Origin of the sequence: Aromatoleum toluolicum, assembly GCF_012911005.2 — a bacterium.
GTDB lineage: Bacteria > Pseudomonadota > Gammaproteobacteria > Burkholderiales > Rhodocyclaceae > Aromatoleum > Aromatoleum toluolicum.
In genome coordinates this window covers 1-17,143 of the sequence record NZ_WTVS01000091.1, presented here as the reverse complement: position 1 = coordinate 17,143, position 17,143 = coordinate 1, and the positions used below count along the sequence as shown (strand labels likewise).

The following is a 17,143-nucleotide window of genomic DNA, read 5'->3' as shown; positions in this document are numbered from 1 at the left end:
CTTCAAACCCGCTCGAACACCCCCGCCGCCCCCATCCCGGTCCCGATGCACATCGAGATCATCCCGTAGCGCAAGGATGTATCCCGTTGCATCGCGCTCATCAGCGTCGCCGTGCGGATTGCCCCGGTCGCACCGAGCGGATGCCCCAACGCGATCGCGCCGCCGAGCGGATTGACCTTCGCCGGGTCGAGCGACAACTGCCGCATCACCGCCAGCGCCTGCGCCGCGAAGGCCTCGTTGAGCTCGATCCAGCCGACCTCCCCGAGCGCGACGCCGCCCGCCTTCAGCGCGCGCGGGATCGCCTCCACCGGCCCGATCCCCATGATCTGCGGCGGCACGCCCGCGACGGAGTAACTGACGAAGCGCGCGATCGGCGTCACCCCGTAGCGCTTCACCGCCGCCTCGCTCATCAGCAGCACCGCCCCGGCGCCGTCGGACATCTGCGAACTGTTGCCCGCCGTCACCGAACCGCGTGCCGCGAACACCGGCTTCAGCTTGCCCAGCGATTCGAGCGATGCATCCGCGCGCGGCCCCTCGTCGGTATCGACCACGCGCTCGACGACGCGCACCGCGCCACCCTCGCCGGGCACATGCGCACGCACCGTGTAGGGGCTGATCTCGTTGCGGAAGAGGCCCGCCGCGATCGCCGCACACGCGCGCTGATTCGAATGCAGCGCGAAGGTGTCCTGGTCCTCGCGGTTCACCTTCCACTGCTGCGCGACCTTCTCGGCCGTCAGGCCCATGCCGAAGGCGATGCCGACGTTCTCCTGCCTGGCGAAGATCGCCGGGTTGAGGCTCACCTTGTTGCCCATGATCTGCGGCATCGCGCTCATCGACTCGGTGCCCGCGGCGATCATCACCTCCGCCTCGCCCAGCCGGATGCGCGCCGCGGCGTCGGCGACCGCTTGGAGGCCGGAGGCGCAGAAGCGGTTGATCGTGACCCCCGGCACCGTGTCGGGCAGGCCCGCCAGCAACAGGCCGATGCGCGCGACGTTCATGCCCTGCTCCGCTTCCGGCATCGCGCAGCCGACGATCACGTCGCCGATCTCCTGCGCGTCGAGCCCCGGCACCTTCGCCACCACCGACGACAGCACGTGCGCGAGCATGTCGTCCGGACGCACGCTGCGGAACAGGCCGTTCCGCTTGGCGACCGGCGTGCGCGTCGCGGCGACGATGTAGGCTTCCTGAATCTGTCTGCTCATGTCGTTTTCCCCATCCGTTGCGAGGGTTAATTCCTGAGGGGCTTGCCCGTTTCGAGCGTGTGCGCGATGCGCTGCTGCGTCTTCTCCTGCTTCAGCAGATCGACGAACAGCGCCCGCTCAACGTCGAGGATCCACTCCTCGGACACGCGCGAATTCGTCTCCACCTCGCCGCCGCACAGCGCCGTGGCCGCGGCCTTCGCCACCTTGTAGTCGTAGGGCGAGATGAAGCCGCCCTCGGCCATGTTCACCAGCATCAGCTCGCAGGTCGCGATGCCGTTGCGGCCCGCGACCGTCACCGCGCGCTGCACCAGCGGCGGCCGGTAGCCCGATTCCGCGAGCGCCCGCGCCCGCCGGATGCCGACGTAGAGGAGTTCCTGCGGATGGAACACGACGTCGTCGGTGGGCTTGGCGAAGCCGAGCTGCACCGCCTCCAGCGCGCTCTTCGCGACGGTCGCCATCGCGATCGTCTGGAAACTCTGCTGGATGTACGGGAACACGTCGCCGCCCGCGGCCTTCTGCGCGAGGGTGTGCGCCTGCAGCGCGAACTCCTTGCTGCCGCCACCGGCCGGGATCAGGCCGACGCCCGCCTCGACGAGGCCGACGTAGCTCTCTAGCGCCAGCACGCGGTGCGCCGAATGCATCGCGAACTCGCAGCCACCGCCCAGCGCCATGCCCTGCATCGCCGCGACGACCGGCACCTGCGCGTGCTTGAGGCTCATCGACGCGCGCTGGAACTTCGCGACGGTGCGCTCCAGCATGTCGAACTGCCCGGCCCTGCACGCCTCGACGACCTGCTGCAGGTTCGCGCCGACCGCAAACGGCGCCGGATGCCACAGCACGATCCCGTCGAGGTCCGTCTCGGCGCGCGCGACGGCTTCCAGCAGCCCGTCCAGCACCTCGTCGCCGATCGCGTGCTGCTTCGACTTGAAGGACAGGATGCCGATGCGCGCGTCCTGGTCGGGGCGCGTCCACAACCTGACCCCATCGTTCTCCCACAGCGTCTCGCCACGCTCCGACGGCGCCTCGCCCAGCACCTGCTCCGGATAGAGCTGGCGCTTATAGACCGGCAGCGTCGAACGCGGCTTCAGCGTGGCCGTCGTCGCGGAATACGAGCCGCCCGCCTCATGCACTCCCTTGCGCTCGAACACCCACGCCGGCATCGGCACCTTCGCCATCGCGCGACCGTGGTCGATGTCGAGCTGGATCGTCTTGGCGATCTCGCTCCAGTCGGCCGCCTGCCAGGTCTCGAACGGCCCCTGCGACCAGCCGAAGCCCCAGCGCATCGCCAGATCGATGTCGCACGCGTTGTCGGCGATGTCGCCCAGATGCACGGCGCAGTAGTGGAACACGTCGCGGAAGATGGACCACAGGAACTGCGCCTCCAGCAGCTCGCTCGCGGCCAGCAGTGAGAAGCGTTCGACGGGATCCTTGATCTTGAGCATCGTCTCGACCGCCGGGATCACGTCGCCCGCGCTCGGGCGGTAGTCGCCGGTCTTCAGGTCCAGCACCTGGATCTGCTTGCCTTCCTTGCGGTAGATACCCGCGCGCGTCTTCTGCCCCAGCGCCCCCTTCGCAATCAGCGCCTGCAGCCACTCGGGCGTCTTGAAGTGCGCGTGCCACGGGTCGTCCGGGAGCGTCGCCTGCATCGTGCCGACGACATGCGCGAGGGTGTCGAGGCCGACCACGTCGGCGGTGCGGTAAGTCGCACTCTTCGGACGACCGATCAGCGGACCGGTCAGGCCGTCGACCTCGTCGAAGCCCAGCCCCAGGCGCGCGGTGTGGTGCATCACCGCGAGGATCGAGAACACGCCGACGCGGTTGGCGACGAAGTTCGGCGTGTCCTTCGCGCGCACGATGGATTTGCCGAGCCGCGTCGTGAGCCAGCTCTCGAGCTGGTCGAGCATCGCCGCCTCGGTGTCGCGCGTCGCGATCAGCTCGACGAGCGACATGTAGCGCGGCGGATTGAAGAAGTGGATGCCGCAGAAGCGCCCGCGCAGCGCGGCGGGCATGCCCTCGGCGAGGCCGTTGATCGACAGCCCCGAGGTGTTCGACGCGAAGATCGCGTCCGGGCGGATGAAGGGGGCGACCTTCGCGTACAGGTCCAGCTTCCACTCCATCTTCTCGGCGATCGCCTCGATGATCAGGTCGCAGTCGCGCAGCTTTTCCAGGTCGCTGCCGTAGTTCGCCGCGTCGATGAAGCCCGCGCGATCCTTCGCCGCCAGCGGCGCGGGGTCGAGCTTCTTCAGGCCGGCGAGCGCCTTGTCGACGATCGCGTTGGGCTTGCCGTCCTTCGCCGGCAGGTCGAACAGCAGCACGGGCACGTCGGCGTTCGCGCAGTGGGCGGCGATCTGCGCGCCCATCACGCCCGCGCCGAGCACTGCAACCTTGCGGATGATGAAATTGCTCATGCAAACTCTCCGGTCAATGCACATGACATGCATTCAGCGCGAACGCTGCCCGCGGCGAATGCTGCTTTCTTCTTTTTAGCGGATGATTGCGGCGGATGCCGCGAAAAGGGACGGCAACCGGATGCGGCCGCCATCCACCTGTCGGCCGATCAGAACGCCATCGAATACTGCGCGCCGAGGATCCACACGCTGGACGTGTATTCGCCGGTCACGCGACCACGACCGAGGGCGGTCTGGTCGTTGTCGATCTTGGTCTTGGGCACGTAGAGATAGGCTGCGCCGAGGTCCAGCGTGTTCGTCTTGCTGAGCTTCCACTGTGCGCCGGCGCTGAACCAGGTCCGGTCGTTGTCCGGCAGCGAGGTCAGGCGGCGCTCCTTGTCCTTCACCGGCGTCTGGTCGTAGGCGATGCCGAACTTCAGCTTCCACGCATCGTTGAGCAGGTAGTTCGCGCCGAGCGCGACGCGCCAGGTGTCCTTGAAATCCGCTTCCAGCGTCTGCGCGACGGAGCCGGCAAGCGGTCCGGAGGTGCGCACGATGTCGACCTCATCGACGCTGCTCCAGCCGGTCCAGGACAGGTCGCCGAGCATTTCCCAGCGGTCGTTGAGCTTCTGCGTGACGCTGACGATGAACGTGTCGGGCAATTCGACGTCGGCTTCGGCCTTGACCGAGCGCAGTGACGGCACGACACCGGCGAACGCCGTCGCCGGGCCTTCGACCTTGAGATCGCCTTCGAGCTTGTGATCGACCGTCGAGCGGTACGACACGCCGACTTTCATCGACGGCGACAACGTGAACAGCGCGCCGATGTTCCAGCCCCAGGCGTCCGAATCGGCGTCCAGTGTCGCGAAGGTCGAGCTCAGCCCCGGAACCGGGGCGATGCCGTTGGGCAGCACCGACACGGTGCGCTCGTACTCGGCTTCGAGACGCTGCCAGCTGACGCCGCCGCCGATCGAAACCTTGTCGTTCACGCGGAACGCAATGGAGGGATTGATGTTGTAGGTCTTGAGGTCGAACTTGATCGATTGCGCGCGCCCGACCCAGTCGTCGTCGTACTCGGTGATCAACCCGAACGGCGCACCGAGACCGACACCGACGTAGAGATCCTTGTTAAGCGCCCAGGAGAGGTATCCGTTCGGCAGGGCCGCCCACGAGCCGGCGTCTCCGCCGCCACCACTTGTCGGAAGGGCCGGCGCGTTCAGGATCACGCTGCCCTTGTTCTTGAAATCGAAGCTCGGCCGCACCGCGGACACCCCCAGCGAGACCTCGCGCGCCTGCAGCTGCGTCATGCCCGCCGGGTTGAAGAAGATCGTGCTCGCGTTCTCGGCCACCGCCGCCGAACCCGCGTAGGCATTGCCGATGCCGCTCGCGTTCTGCTCCAGCAACTGGAAGCCCGCAGCGGACGCGGCCCCCGAACCGAGTGCGAGCAGGGCGGCGGGCAGCAGGCGGGCAATCGTGGTTTTCTTCATCTGTCACATCTCCTCGTGAATTGTCTGTGCAATCTCGGCGCTGCACTCCGGACCGCGGCGCGGTCTTCCCAATACCTCCACGCGAACCCGGCGCCGCGGGGCCGCGCGAAACCTCTCGATGCAATTCAGGCGGGCGGAACGGGCCGCTTGCGCCCCTTGTCGTCGAGCGCGACGTAAGTCAGCGTCGCCTCGGTGACCTTCACGACCACCGGATTCTCGGGGTCGCGCTCGGCATACACCTCGACGTCTACAGTGATGGAAGTGCGGCCGACGGACACCACTTCGGCATAAAAACTTACAAGGTCGCCGACCGAGACCGGCTGCTTGAAGACGAAGGAGTTCACCGCGACCGTCGCCGTGCGGCAGCGCGCGCGCCGGTGCGCGGGAATCGCCCCGGCGATGTCGACCATCGCCATGATCCAGCCGCCGAACACATCGCCCGCCGGATTCACGTCGGCCGGCATCGGCATCATGCGCAAGGCGGGCTGCTTGTTCTCGGGCAGTTTCACCGGCTCGACTGCGTCGTCGCTCATAAGAGTCCCCTCATGCTCATCCAGCATGCACGATAGCACCAACCCGGCCGCCAGAATCCGCGCCGGACAATGTTTCCCCCGATTCAGGGGAATAAGTCAGCGGCCCGCCCGTGAAGGGGGTGAAGCCGGTCCCGAATATCACTCCGGCATCGGCGAGATCCGCGTCGGCGACCACGCCGCGGTCGACACAGCGCCGTGCCGCCGCGACGAGCGGCGCGACGATGCGCTCCGCCAGCCCGGCAGGAATCGCCCCGACCGCGCCCTTCTGCGCCTTGCCGTCCGCCCAGCGGTAGTAGCCCTGGCCGCTCTTGCGGCCGAGCTGCCCGGCCGCGACGAGCTCCATCAGCCGGCGCGGCGGCTCCGCGGCCTCGCCCGCGAGCGCCTTGCCGGCCGCGACCGCGATGTCCAGGCCGACGGTGTCGACCAACTCGACCGGCCCCATCGGCATGCCGAAGGCGACCAGCGCGGCGTCGACCATCTCGGGTGACAACCCCTCGTCGACGCAGCGCAGCGCCTCCAGCATGTAGGGGCCCAGCACGGCGTTCACGAGGAAGCCCGGCGCGCTCTTCACCGGCAGCGGCAGCTTGTCGATGCGCCGCACGAAGGCCGCCGCGCGGCGCAGCGCCGCGTCGTCGGACGCCTCGCCGCGCACGACTTCGACGAGTGGCATCAGCGCGACCGGGTTGAAGAAGTGGATGCCGACGAGGCGGCGCGGATCCGCGAGCGCGGTCGCGATGTCCTCGATGCGCAGGCTGGAGGTGTTCGTCGCGAGCACCGTGTCGGGCTTCGCGCGCCGTTCGAGGTCGGCGAACAGCGCACGCTTCGCCTCCAGGTTCTCGAAGATCGCCTCGATCACGAGGTCCGCGCGCGCGGCGCCGTGCCCCTGCGGGTCGGGGATCAGGCGGTCGAGCGCGAAACGCACCTGCCGCCGGTCGCCGCGGAACTTGCGCTCGAAGAACTTCGCGGCGCGCGCGACCGCCGGCGCGATGCGCTCGACGGACTGGTCCTGCAGCGTCACCGTCATGCCCACGAACGCGCACAGCGCGGCGATGTCGCCGCCCATCACGCCGGCGCCGACGACGTGCACGTGGCGCGGGGCGAAATCATTGTCCTTGCCGAAACCCTTCAGCCGCTCCTGCAGGAAGAACACGCGCACGAGGTTCTTCGCGGTCGGCGAGCGGAAGATCGCCTCCAGCGAAGCCGGATCGTCCGCCGGCACCGCGAGCGCGTTGCCGCCATATTTGCGCCAGCTGTCGAGGATCGCGTAGGGCGCCGGGTAGTGCTCGCGCCGCGCCTTCGCGGCGACCTGCCGGCGCGCCTTGTTCGCGACGATCGCCTTCAGCGGCCCGTTCAGCAGCTTTTGTCCGAAGGGCAGCGCGCGCCGCGCCTGGCCGGAGCGCACCAGCATGCGCGCGGCGTTCTCCATCACGCGCGGCGGCACACATTCGTCGGCAAGGCCCAGCTTGTGCGCGCGGCGTGCGTCCACGCTCTTGCCGGTGAGCATCATGTCGAGCGCCGCCGCCGGGCCGATCAGCTCGGGCAGGCGCTTCATGCCGCCCCAGCCGGGGACGATGCCCAGCATCACCTCGGGCAGCGCGAGCTTCGTCGCGGGCTCATCGACGACGATACGGTAGCGGCACGCGAGCGCGAGCTCCAGCCCGCCGCCGAGACAATGGCCACGAATCAGCGCCAGCGTCGGAAACTTCAGGCGCGCGAGCCAGTTGAAGAGCTCCCAGCCGCGCTGCACCAGATCGCGCGCGCCCTCGGCCGAGGCTATGCGCGTGAATTCCTCGATGTCGGCGCCGGCGACGAATCCGGCCGGCTTCGCCGACGCGATGATCAGCCCTGTCGGCGGATCGGCTTCGAGCTGCGCGAAGGCCGCGGCCAGCTCGTCGAGCAGTTCGCGCGACAAGGTGTTGGTGCTCGCATCCGCGCGGTCGAGATACAGCCACGCGAGGCCCTCTTCATCGCCCTTGCGCGCAAGCACCAGATGCCTGAATTCGCTCATCACAGCGCCTCCACCAGCATCGCGCCGCCCTGCCCGCCGCCGATGCAGATGCTCGCGACGCCACGCTTCCAGCCCTGCCGCCGCAGCACGTTCAAGAGATGCAGTACGATGCGCGCGCCGCTCGCGCCGACGGGGTGGCCCTGCGCGATCGCGCCGCCATCGATGTTGAGCTTCGCTTCGTCGAGGCGCCCGAAGGCGTCGGCAAGGCCCAGCTCATCGCGGCAGTAGTCCGCGTCGTCCCACGCACGTACGCACGCGATGACCTGCGCGGCGAAGGCCTCGTTGATCTCCCACGCGTCGATGTCGGCGAGCCCCAACCCGTGGCGCTGCAGCAGCGGTGTCGCCGCATGCACCGGCCCGAGGCCCATCTGCGCGGGGTCGAGGCCCGCCCACTGGCTGTCGGCGATGCGCCCGAGCGGCGTCAGGCCGTGGCGCTCGACCGCCGCCGCGGAGGCGAGCACCAGCCAGGCCGCGCCGTCGGTGATCTGCGAGCTGTTGCCGGCGGTCACGCGGCCGTACTTGCGGTCGAAGAAGGGTTTCAGCTTCGCGAGGTTCGCGGGGGTCGAGTCCGCGCGCACACCGTCGTCGTCCGCAAACACGGTGCCGTGGCGATTTATCAGCGGCACAATCTCGCTGAAGTGCCCAGCCTCACGCGCGGCGAGCACGCGGGCATGGCTGCGCGCCGCGAAGGCGTCCATGTCGGCGCGCGAGATGCCGAATCGGTGCGCGAGGTTCTCCGCGGTCTGGCCCATCAGCTGGCCGACGATCGGGTCGGTGAGGCCCTTCATGATGCCGATCACCGGCGCGAGGTAGCCGGGCCTGAAGCGGCGCAGCGCGGCGAACTTCTCGCCGACGCTCTTCGTTGCGTACCAGCCCGACAGCCAGCGCACCATCGCATCGGAGAACAGCAGCGGCGCGCGCGACAGCGCATCGACGCCGCCCGCGAGCACGAGCTCCGAGCGTCCCGCGTGGATGTTGGCGATCGCCGAGTCGAGCGCCTGCATGCCCGAGGCGCAGTTCCGCATCACCGTCCAGCCCGGCACCTTCTGCCCGCAACCCATGCGCAGCGCGACGACGCGGCCGATGTTGACTTCGTCCGGCGACGGGCTCGCGCAGCCGAGGATCACCTCGTCCAGCTCGTCCGGCGCGAAGCGCTGACGCGCGAGCAGCGCCGACCCGGCAGCGGTCGCGAGATCGGCGGCCGCGAACGGCCCCGGCGTGTTGCGCGACTTCAGGAAGGGCGTGCGCGCGCCGTCGATGATGAAGATGTCGCGACTCATGCTGTTGCGGCTCATGCGGCGGCCTTGACCGAGGCGGATGCCTGCGGCTCGATCTGCGCGAGCGCGGCGCGCAGGCCGAAGTCGTAGGGGAAGTCGTCGACGCGGATCACCTTGTCGCGCAGCTCGCCGCGGCGCTTCAGCAGCGCGAACTCGTCGGCGGTGATCACGCCGGCTTCCAGCGCCCGCTGCCACACCGCATCGACGCCGCCGCCGATCATCAGCCCCGGCTCGAAACGCCCCGCCTTCTGCGCGTGACGCACCTTGGCCTCGATCGGCTCGGCCGCGACGGTCGCGGCGAGCGCGGCTTCCAGCGAGCCGATCGGCTCCTCGACGTCGCTGGCGAGATACACGTCGGAGGTCAGGCGGTCGCGCGTCGGCGAAGGCTCGATCAACAGCTTCGCGACCTCGTGCCCCAACTGGTCGGACGGCACGACGTAGGGCCGCCCGAGCGGGAACACCACGACGCGGCGCAGCAGCGTCGCGAAGACGCGGTTCGGGAAGTTCGCGATCACGCCCTCGAAGGCGTTCTGCGCCTTGAACATGCAGTCCCAGATCGCCCAGTGCATCAGCGGCGCATCCGCGGCCTGCCGCCCTTCGGCCTCGTAGCGGCGCAGCACCGCCGAGGCGAGGTACATCAGCGACAAGATGTCGCCGAGGCGCGCCGAGAGTTTCTCCTTGCGCTTCAGCGCGCCGCCCATCGTCCCCATCGAGATGTCCGAGAGGAAGGCGAAGGCGGCCGAGAAACGCGTGAGCTGCTGGTAGTAGCGCCGCGTCTCGGGGGCGACGTTCTCCGGCACGCCGACAAAGTGCGAGCCGGTGAGCCCCATCACCAGCGCACGCGCGGCGTTCGACACCGTGTAGCCGACGTGGCCCCACAAGGCCTCGTCGAAGGCGGCGAGGTCCTTCGTTTGCGCCGCGTGCATCTCGTCGAGCACATAGGGATGGCAGCGGATCGCACCCTGGCCGAAGAGGATCAGGCTGCGCGTGAGGATGTTCGCGCCCTCGACCGTGATGCCCACCGGAATCTGCTGGTAGGCGCGCCCCAGCATGTTCTGCGGCCCGAGGCAGATGCCCTTGCCGCCGATCACGTCCATGCCGTCATTGACGGTCTGGCGCGCGCGCTCGGTGACGTGGTACTTCACGATCGCGGACACCACCGAGGGCTTCTCGCCGAGGTCGATCGCGCCTGCCGTCATCACGCGCGCCGCGTCGCTGAGATAGGTGTTCGCGCCGATTCGCGTCAGCGCCTCCTCGACGCCCTCGAAGCGACCGATCGCGGTCTTGAACTGGTAGCGCACCCGCGCATAGGCGCCGACCGCACGCGCGGTCATCTTCTGCATGCCGGTGTTGGAACCCGGCAGCGAGATCGAACGGCCCGCCGCGAGGCACTCCATCAGCATGCGCCAGCCCTGCCCGGCCATCTTCGGCCCGCCGATGATGAAGTCGAGCGGCATGAAGACGTCCTTTCCCCGCACCGGCCCGTTCATCCAGATGCCGTTGAGCGGGAAGTGGCGACGGCCGGTATCGACGCCCGGGTGCTCGGCCGGCACCAGCGCGCAGGTGATGCCGAGATCCGCCTCGGCACCGAGCAGGCCGTCCGGGTCGTACAGGCGGAACGCCAGCCCGAACACCGTGCACACCGGCGCGAGCGTGATGTAGCGCTTGTCGAAGGACACACGCATACCCAGCACCTCGCGCCCCTGCCACGTTCCCTTGCAGACGACGCCCGCATCGGGAATCGACGCGGCGTCCGACCCCGCCCACGGGCTCGTCAGCGCGAAGGCCGGGATCTCCAGCCCCTTCGCCAGCCGCGGCAGGTAATGGGATTTCTGCTCCGGCGTGCCGTAGTGCAGCAGCAACTCCGCCGGCCCGAGCGAGTTCGGCACCATCACCGTGATCGCAGGGGCGGACGCGCGCGTCGACAGCTTGGTCACGACCTGCGAGTGCGCATAGGCCGAGAAGCCCTTCCCGCCGTACTCCTTCGGGATGATCATGCCGAGGAAGCCCTTGTCCTTGATGTACTGCCACACCTCGGGCGACAGGTCCTGGCGCAGGTTGTCCTGCCAGTCGTTGGTGAGCCGGCACAGCTCGCCGGTCTCATTGTCGAGGAAGGCGCGCTCCTCGGCGGTGAGCTTCGGCCACGGATAGGCGAGCAGCTTCGACCACGCCGGCGCGCCGCGGAAGAGCTCGCCCTCCCACCACACCGTGCCAGCCTCCAGCGCGTCGCGCTCGGTCTGCGACATCGACGGCAGCGCCGCGCGGAAGGCGCGGAACACCGGCGCGGTCACCAGCGCGCGGCGCACGGGCCGCAGCAGGAAGACCGCCATCACGCCCGCGAACACCACCAGCGCCGCGACGATCGCCGCCGGCGCCCAGCCTCCGGCCCAGCCGGCCGCGGCCAGCCAGACCAGTCCGACACCCGCCCAGGCAAAAAGGGGCGCTCGCCCGTAGGCGAGCGCGATTGCCAAGGGAGGGAGCAAAGCGATGAACCACCAGATCATTGTCGTCTCCTCGATCGTTCAGGATCCGTCCCGGGGCGGTCTGCGCCGCCATGCACATCGGGACAGGTCAAAGTTCAGTTCTGAGTGCGGGGCGCACCCTTCCCGTTCTCGCCCGGCACCCCCTGCCCCGGCAGCGGCGCGCGCAGGCCGCCGAGCAGGAAGGACATCAGGCGCGGCAACAGCCGCTCGGGATCGGCGTCATCGAACTTGCCGGCGAAGAGCTGCAGCGCGTCGGTGCCGGCGATCGCGTAGGACATCGCCCCCATCATGAAATGGAAGCGCCACAGGATCTCCTCCCGCGGCACGTCGGGCAGCGCGCGGTACAGCGCAGCGAGGAAGCGCTCGACCGCCTCGGCGTATTCCTCGGCGAGGAACTGGCGCACGAAACCGTTGGGCTCGGTATAGGTACGACCGAGCAGACGCATGAAAGTGTGGCCGCCGTGCGCGGTATCCGCTGCCATCTCCAGCGCGGTGCCGAAGAAGGCCTCGACGATGCGGCTGGGCTTCAACGCCGCCCCGCCCGCCTCAGCCTCCAGCCGGTCGAGCGCCGCGAGGCGGCGCCGGTTCAACTCCGTGAGCCGGCGCTTGAAGACTTCCTGGATCAGCGCGTCCTTGCTGCCGAAGTGGTAGTTCACCGCGGCGATGTTGGCACCGGCCTGCCCGGTGATCATGCGCATCGAAGTCGCCTCGAAGCCATGCTCGACGAACAGCGCCTCGGCCGCATCGAGGATGCGGTCGCGGGTTTCGGGGGCGGACTGGCGTTCGGTGGGTGCGCGCATGACAGCTCATCAATCAAACGATTGTTTTAATCATACGTTTCATTGATGGGAAGTCAAGAAATATTGATGCGCGGGACGGCATGGCGCGGAATGTTGAGCAACATCAAACTTCATGCGGCACGATGGTGCCGTCAGGTGAATCGCATGCTAGAAACAACAAGGCTTCAGACCATGCGCAGGTGAAATGATGAGCACATGCCCTCCCTCCCTGCGGCGTATCGCGACGCAGTATGTCCCTGCGCTGCTGTGCGCGATTCTCCCGGCTTATGCCGCAGCGGACGCGACGCTCGCATGGTTGCAGCAGACCCGCGGCGTCTCGGTCGCGCTGGATGCGAATGACTCCGTGTATACGGTGGACCACGAGCAGGCGCTCGGCGCGGAGATGACGCTGACGAAGCGCCATTCCAACGGCACCCATGCCTGGGTCGCCTCTTACGACCAGACCGACTCAACCAAGTGGGAACGCGCGAGCTGGGTCGTCGCCGACAGCGTCGGCAACGCCATCGTCTGCGGCACCCTCATGTCCGGCTACTCCAACCCCGTGGAAGCAGCCAGCATCGTCATGAAGTTCGACGCCAACGGGGCCCTGGTCTGGCGGCGCGTGTTCGAAAGCGGGTTCGACGGCTCGTCCGTGAAGAAGTGCCTCGTTGACCGCTCCGACAATGTTTACGTGTTCGGCATGGGCAGCGGCCCCAACGGGCGGGTAACCAAGGTCAAGAAATTCGACCCGGATGGCACGGCGCTATGGTCGTACTTCGATTCCGCCGGCATCGGCGCGGCGGTGAACTTCAAGCTCACCCCGGATCACCACCTCCTGCTCACGGGGCGCTCCATCACGGGGAGCTTCAACGGCTACGCCAAGATCGACCTGAATGGCAACGCCGTGTGGAGTCTGCCGGCGGTGGCCAGCCTCACTGTTGGCGATTCCGCTGGCGACGCGTTCGGCAACACCTACGTCGTCCACGGCCAGTACGGGGTGGCCAACCCCGGGACTGTCGTCAAGAAACTCGACCCCGCTGGCGATCTCCTCTGGGAAAACGTCTACCCGCTCGCGGGCTTCCGCATTGAAGCTGGCAGCGACAATGGCGCGGTGGTGAGCGGATTCCCGAACAGTGGGAGCCCCGGCGCAGCCTTCGTGAAACTGAACGACAAGGACGGCGCCTTGATCTGGTCGAACCTCGATGCAGACGGAGCGCTCGCGCTGCTCGCCCACGCCCACATGTTGCTGGACGTGGACAACAACGCCTACCTGGCCGCCGGCACCCTGTCCGAGATGGCGGTGACCCGCGTCAACGTCGATGGCACGTCAGGCTGGACACGAACCATCCCGTACGGCTACGCCCAGGCCATCGCACTCGGCAACACGGACAGGAGCGTCTACGTGGTCGGCGGCACGACGGCCCGGCTTACACAGGGCGACCCGACGCTCGTCCCCACCCAACCGACGCCGCTGAGCTACTTCGATCTCAAGCCGAACAGCATCTACCTTGGCTGGAGCGACAATTCGACGAACGAGACCGGATTCACCGTCGAACGCTGCCCGGGCGCAGCGGCCGTGTGCGACGCGAACCCGGGCAGCTGGGCAGTGCTCGCCACCTTGGCCGAAAACGTATCGACGTACGTGGACGGCGCGCTGTCCAGCGAAGTGACCTACAGCTGGCGCGTCCGAGCCTTCAATGGCGCAGGCGCCTCGCCCTACTCCAACACCCTCTCGGTCACGACCCCGCCGCTGCCGCCCCTTGCTCCCTCCAACCTCAAGGCGCAGGCCAAGCGGGTCGGGCCGGCAGTCGAGGTGCGCCTGAGCTGGCTCGACCGCGCCGGCAACGAGACGAGCTTCACGGTGGAACGGTGCACCGGAATCGGCTGCACCAACTTCGCCGCCATCGCATCGCTGCCCGCCAATACCCAGAAATACACCGACCCCGCAGTCGCGCGCGCGACGCGCTACCAGTATCGCGTAATGGCGTCCGGCAAGGGCGGCAATTCCGGATACTCGAATATCGCAGCGATAAAGACGCCCTGACGGCCTGCTGCCGCCCGTTCGTCGCCGTCCTTCGCCCAGTTGCCGCAGGTCATGTCGTCGGCGGGCGGCGCCAGCACCGACAGCGTCGCCGCGGCGATCCCTTCTTCGTGTGATCGGAGAGCATCAGGGATCAAGACTGCGCATTCGGCTCGCCGACCTTGCGCCGGTCGCGCCGCTCGCTCCATTCGCGCGCGGTGCGTTCGAGGTGCCCGAGAAAGACGGCCGCGACCGGGGATAGCCGCTTGCCGCGCGGATGGAGCGTGAACCAGCTGGACTGGAGTGGAAAATCCGCGACGTCGAGAATCGCGAGCTGGTCGTCCGCGGGCCGCGCAGCCAGGGCGTGACGCGAGATCACCGCGAGGCCGAGGCCACCCGCGACGGCCTGCTTGATCGCCTCGTTGCTGCCGAGTTCGAGGCGAACTTCCGGCACGAAGGCATTGCGCGCGAAATGCGCGTCGCACGCGAGGCGCGTGCCGGAGCCGCGCTCGCGCAGGATGAAGCGCTCGGCCGCAAGGTCGGCGAGTTCGAGCCCGTGCCCCGCCAGTCGGTGCCCTTCGGGGGCGATCACGACGAGCGGGTTGGGCAGGAAGGCGTGCCGTTCGAGGTCCAGGTTCTCGGGCGGCATCGACATGATGTAGAGGTCGTCACGGTTCTCGCGCAGGCGGGCGACGACGCCGTCGCGGTTGAGCACTTCGAGCGCGATCTCGATGTTCGGGTGCTCGGCGCAGAAACTGCCCAGCAGGCGCGGCACGAAGTACTTCGCCGTGCTCACCAGCGCGACACGCAGCCGCCCGCGCTCCAGCCCCTTCATCGCGTCGATCGCCTGCTCGAACGCGAGCCACTCGTTGAGCATCGCCCGCGCGGTTTCCGCGAGCGCCTCGCCCGCCGCGGTGAGGTAGAGGCGCTTGCCGATCTGCTCGTACAGCGGCAGGCCGACGGCATCGGCGAACTCGCGCAGCTGCATCGACACGGTGGGCTGGGTGACGTGGCAGGCCTCGGCTGCGGCGGTGATGCTGCCATGGTCGGCAAGGGCAAGGAACAGGCGAAGCTGGCGAAAGGTGGCGTTCATAGAGCTTTCTCGATGTACATCATCATGAATATCGATTATTAATTATTTTCACCCTTCGGTAACATCGCGGCCAACGTCAATTGTCTGAAGGTGAGGTGCGCCCTCGATGAAAACGCATACGTCCGAAACCCAGGCCACCGTCACCCCCGCACTTGCGCTGCAATTCCTCAGGGAGGGCAACGCACGCTTCGTCAACAACCTGCGCATGAGCCGCGACCTGTTGCAACAAGCCAACGAGACGCGCGACGGCCAGTGGCCCTTCGCCACCATCGTCAGCTGCATCGACAGCCGCACGTCGGCCGAACTCATTTTCGACCAGGGCCTCGGCGACATCTTCTCCGTGCGCATCGCCGGCAACGTGATCAACACCGACATCATCGGCAGCCTCGAATTCGCCTGCCACGTGGCCGGATCGAAGCTCATCGTGGTGCTCGGGCACACCTCGTGCGGCGCAATCAAGGGCGCGTGCGACCACGTGGAGCTGGGCAACCTGACCGAGCTGCTGTCGAAGATCCAGCCGGCCGTGTACGAAGAGAGCCAGACCGCCGATCCGGCGAAGCGCAACTCGAAGAACGCCGCGTTCGTCGAGAACGTGGCCGACCTCAACGTGCGCCGCTCGGTGCGCTCGATCGTGAACCGCAGCTACATCCTCGAGCACATGATCGCCGCCGGCAAGGTCGGCATCATCGGCGGCAAACACGACCTGGCCAGCGGCGAGGTGACGTTCTTCGACGACACCTGGTTGCACGACAGCGCGTCGATGCAGCTCATCGCCGGCTAGCTTCGCCCCCGGGCTGGCTGAACGCGAGCCGCGCCGTGACCGGGAAGTGGTCGGACGGATAGCGCCGGCCCGCGCACCAGGTGTCGGCGCCGGCCGCTTCGGTGCGCAAGTGCGGCGAGGCGAGGATCCAGTCGACCGCCTCGCGCTCCGGGGCACGGCCATAGTCGTGATAGGTGCCGATCGCCGACCCCGCTTCCAGCAGCACTTCGCGCAGCGCGCCGCCGGCGGTGAGCTCGCGGAAAGCTTCCGAGTCGCGCTCGGCGTTGAAATCGCCCGTGACGACGACGCCCTCGCCCCCCGGAAGCGCCTGCACCCAGCGTCGCAGCAGGCGCGCCGACGCTTCGCGCGCCGTGCCCTGGTAGTCGAAATGGGTGTTCAGGAAGACGACCGGCGGCGCACCGGACGCTCGCGGCTGCAGCCTCACCCAGCTCGCGGTGCGCGGATAGGCCGCCCCCCAGGACTGGCGCCCGGGCGTGTCCGGCTCGTCGGCGAGCCAGAAATGGCCGCGCGCGATCTCCACGAAGGCGGCGCGCCGGTACAGTAGCGGCGCCATCTCGATCGCCGAATCGCCTTCGCCGAGACGATGCACGCCGACGAATTCGTAGTCCGGCAGGGCCGCACGCACGAAGGCCGCCTGCTCGTCGTCGCGGCACTCCTGCAGGCCCAGCAGGTCGGGGTCGAAGGCACGGATGCGCTCGATCACAAGGTCCTTGCGGTACGCCCACGCGTGCTCCCCGTCCGGCGCCGACGCGCAGCGGATATTGAAGGACATCACCCTGAGCTGCATGTTCTCCTCCGCCGCGATCCCGTGAGGTGACGCCCCGTGCCCCGGCGCTCCGCGGGCCTGCTACTTAGATCACGGTTGTATTGAGCCCGATTGCGATAGTCTAAGCATCGCAACAATACTTTCACGCGACGGGGACGGCCAGATGTTCGTTGCAGCGATGCTTGCCAACGGAGGGGTGGCAGGGCGGCGCCCGTGCGCGGCGGCCCGCTCGCGCCTCGACGGCAAGGTCGCAGTAGCGCGCACGTCCGGCTCGCCACGGCCGGCGGGAGACGGCTGATGGTCACCGCCGAACCGCCGCAGGAATCC

Annotated in this window: 12 protein-coding genes; 2 read left to right on the top strand and 10 right to left on the bottom strand. The window is 68.2% G+C overall.

Features of this window, described 5'->3' with window-relative positions:
• Positions 1-2: 2 nt before the first annotated feature.
• The 8 genes from GPA27_RS25215 to GPA27_RS25180 form a co-directional block, all read right to left on the bottom strand.
• On the bottom strand, positions 3-1,202 hold the full coding sequence (locus GPA27_RS25215) for an acetyl-CoA C-acyltransferase (protein WP_169143186.1): 1,200 nt from the start codon (positions 1,200-1,202) through the stop codon (positions 3-5).
• A gap of 26 nt (positions 1,203-1,228) precedes the next feature.
• The gene (locus GPA27_RS25210; RefSeq protein WP_169143185.1) at positions 1,229-3,610 is read right to left on the bottom strand and encodes a 3-hydroxyacyl-CoA dehydrogenase/enoyl-CoA hydratase family protein; all 2,382 of its coding nucleotides are present in this window, start codon (positions 3,608-3,610) and stop codon (positions 1,229-1,231) included.
• A 149-nt stretch (positions 3,611-3,759) separates the two neighbouring features.
• Positions 3,760-5,076 (bottom strand): OmpP1/FadL family transporter, encoded by a 1,317-nt coding sequence (locus tag GPA27_RS25205; RefSeq protein WP_169143184.1) that lies wholly within the window; start codon positions 5,074-5,076, stop codon positions 3,760-3,762.
• 125 nt (positions 5,077-5,201) lie between these two features.
• Complete coding sequence (locus GPA27_RS25200) at positions 5,202-5,609, bottom strand: acyl-CoA thioesterase (protein ID WP_169143183.1); 408 nt, start codon at positions 5,607-5,609, stop codon at positions 5,202-5,204.
• A 16-nt stretch (positions 5,610-5,625) separates the two neighbouring features.
• Positions 5,626-7,617: a 3-hydroxyacyl-CoA dehydrogenase NAD-binding domain-containing protein gene (locus tag GPA27_RS25195; RefSeq protein WP_169143182.1), complete on the bottom strand. Its 1,992-nt coding sequence runs from the start codon at positions 7,615-7,617 to the stop codon at positions 5,626-5,628.
• Entirely contained in the window at positions 7,617-8,897 is a 1,281-nt protein-coding gene (locus tag GPA27_RS25190) for an acetyl-CoA C-acetyltransferase (protein ID WP_169143187.1), read from the bottom strand. Before GPA27_RS25190 ends, GPA27_RS25195 begins: the two co-directional genes overlap by 1 nt.
• An 11-nt stretch (positions 8,898-8,908) precedes the next feature.
• Complete coding sequence (locus GPA27_RS25185; protein WP_169143181.1) at positions 8,909-11,398, bottom strand: acyl-CoA dehydrogenase; 2,490 nt, start codon at positions 11,396-11,398, stop codon at positions 8,909-8,911.
• A 74-nt stretch (positions 11,399-11,472) separates the two neighbouring features.
• Entirely contained in the window at positions 11,473-12,177 is a 705-nt protein-coding gene (locus GPA27_RS25180; RefSeq protein ID WP_169143180.1) for a TetR/AcrR family transcriptional regulator, read from the bottom strand.
• Between the two features lie 187 nt (positions 12,178-12,364).
• Here GPA27_RS25180 and GPA27_RS25175 point away from each other — a divergent pair, with 187 nt between their 5' ends.
• Positions 12,365-14,200, top strand: a complete 1,836-nt coding sequence (locus tag GPA27_RS25175; RefSeq protein WP_169143179.1) for a fibronectin type III domain-containing protein — start codon at positions 12,365-12,367, stop codon at positions 14,198-14,200.
• A gap of 130 nt (positions 14,201-14,330) precedes the next feature.
• Here GPA27_RS25175 and GPA27_RS25170 read toward each other — a convergent pair whose 3' ends face one another.
• Positions 14,331-15,269, bottom strand: a complete 939-nt coding sequence (locus GPA27_RS25170) for a LysR family transcriptional regulator (protein ID WP_169143178.1) — start codon at positions 15,267-15,269, stop codon at positions 14,331-14,333.
• Between the two features lie 106 nt (positions 15,270-15,375).
• On the opposite strand from GPA27_RS25170, the gene GPA27_RS25165 reads away from it, so the two are divergent.
• Positions 15,376-16,050, top strand: a complete 675-nt coding sequence (locus GPA27_RS25165; protein WP_169143177.1) for a carbonic anhydrase family protein — start codon at positions 15,376-15,378, stop codon at positions 16,048-16,050.
• Here the strand turns inward: GPA27_RS25165 and GPA27_RS25160 are convergent.
• The gene (locus tag GPA27_RS25160; protein WP_169143176.1) at positions 16,037-16,837 is read right to left on the bottom strand and encodes an endonuclease/exonuclease/phosphatase family protein; all 801 of its coding nucleotides are present in this window, start codon (positions 16,835-16,837) and stop codon (positions 16,037-16,039) included. The genes GPA27_RS25165 and GPA27_RS25160 overlap by 14 nt on opposite strands.
• Between the last annotated feature and the right edge of the window lie 306 nt (positions 16,838-17,143).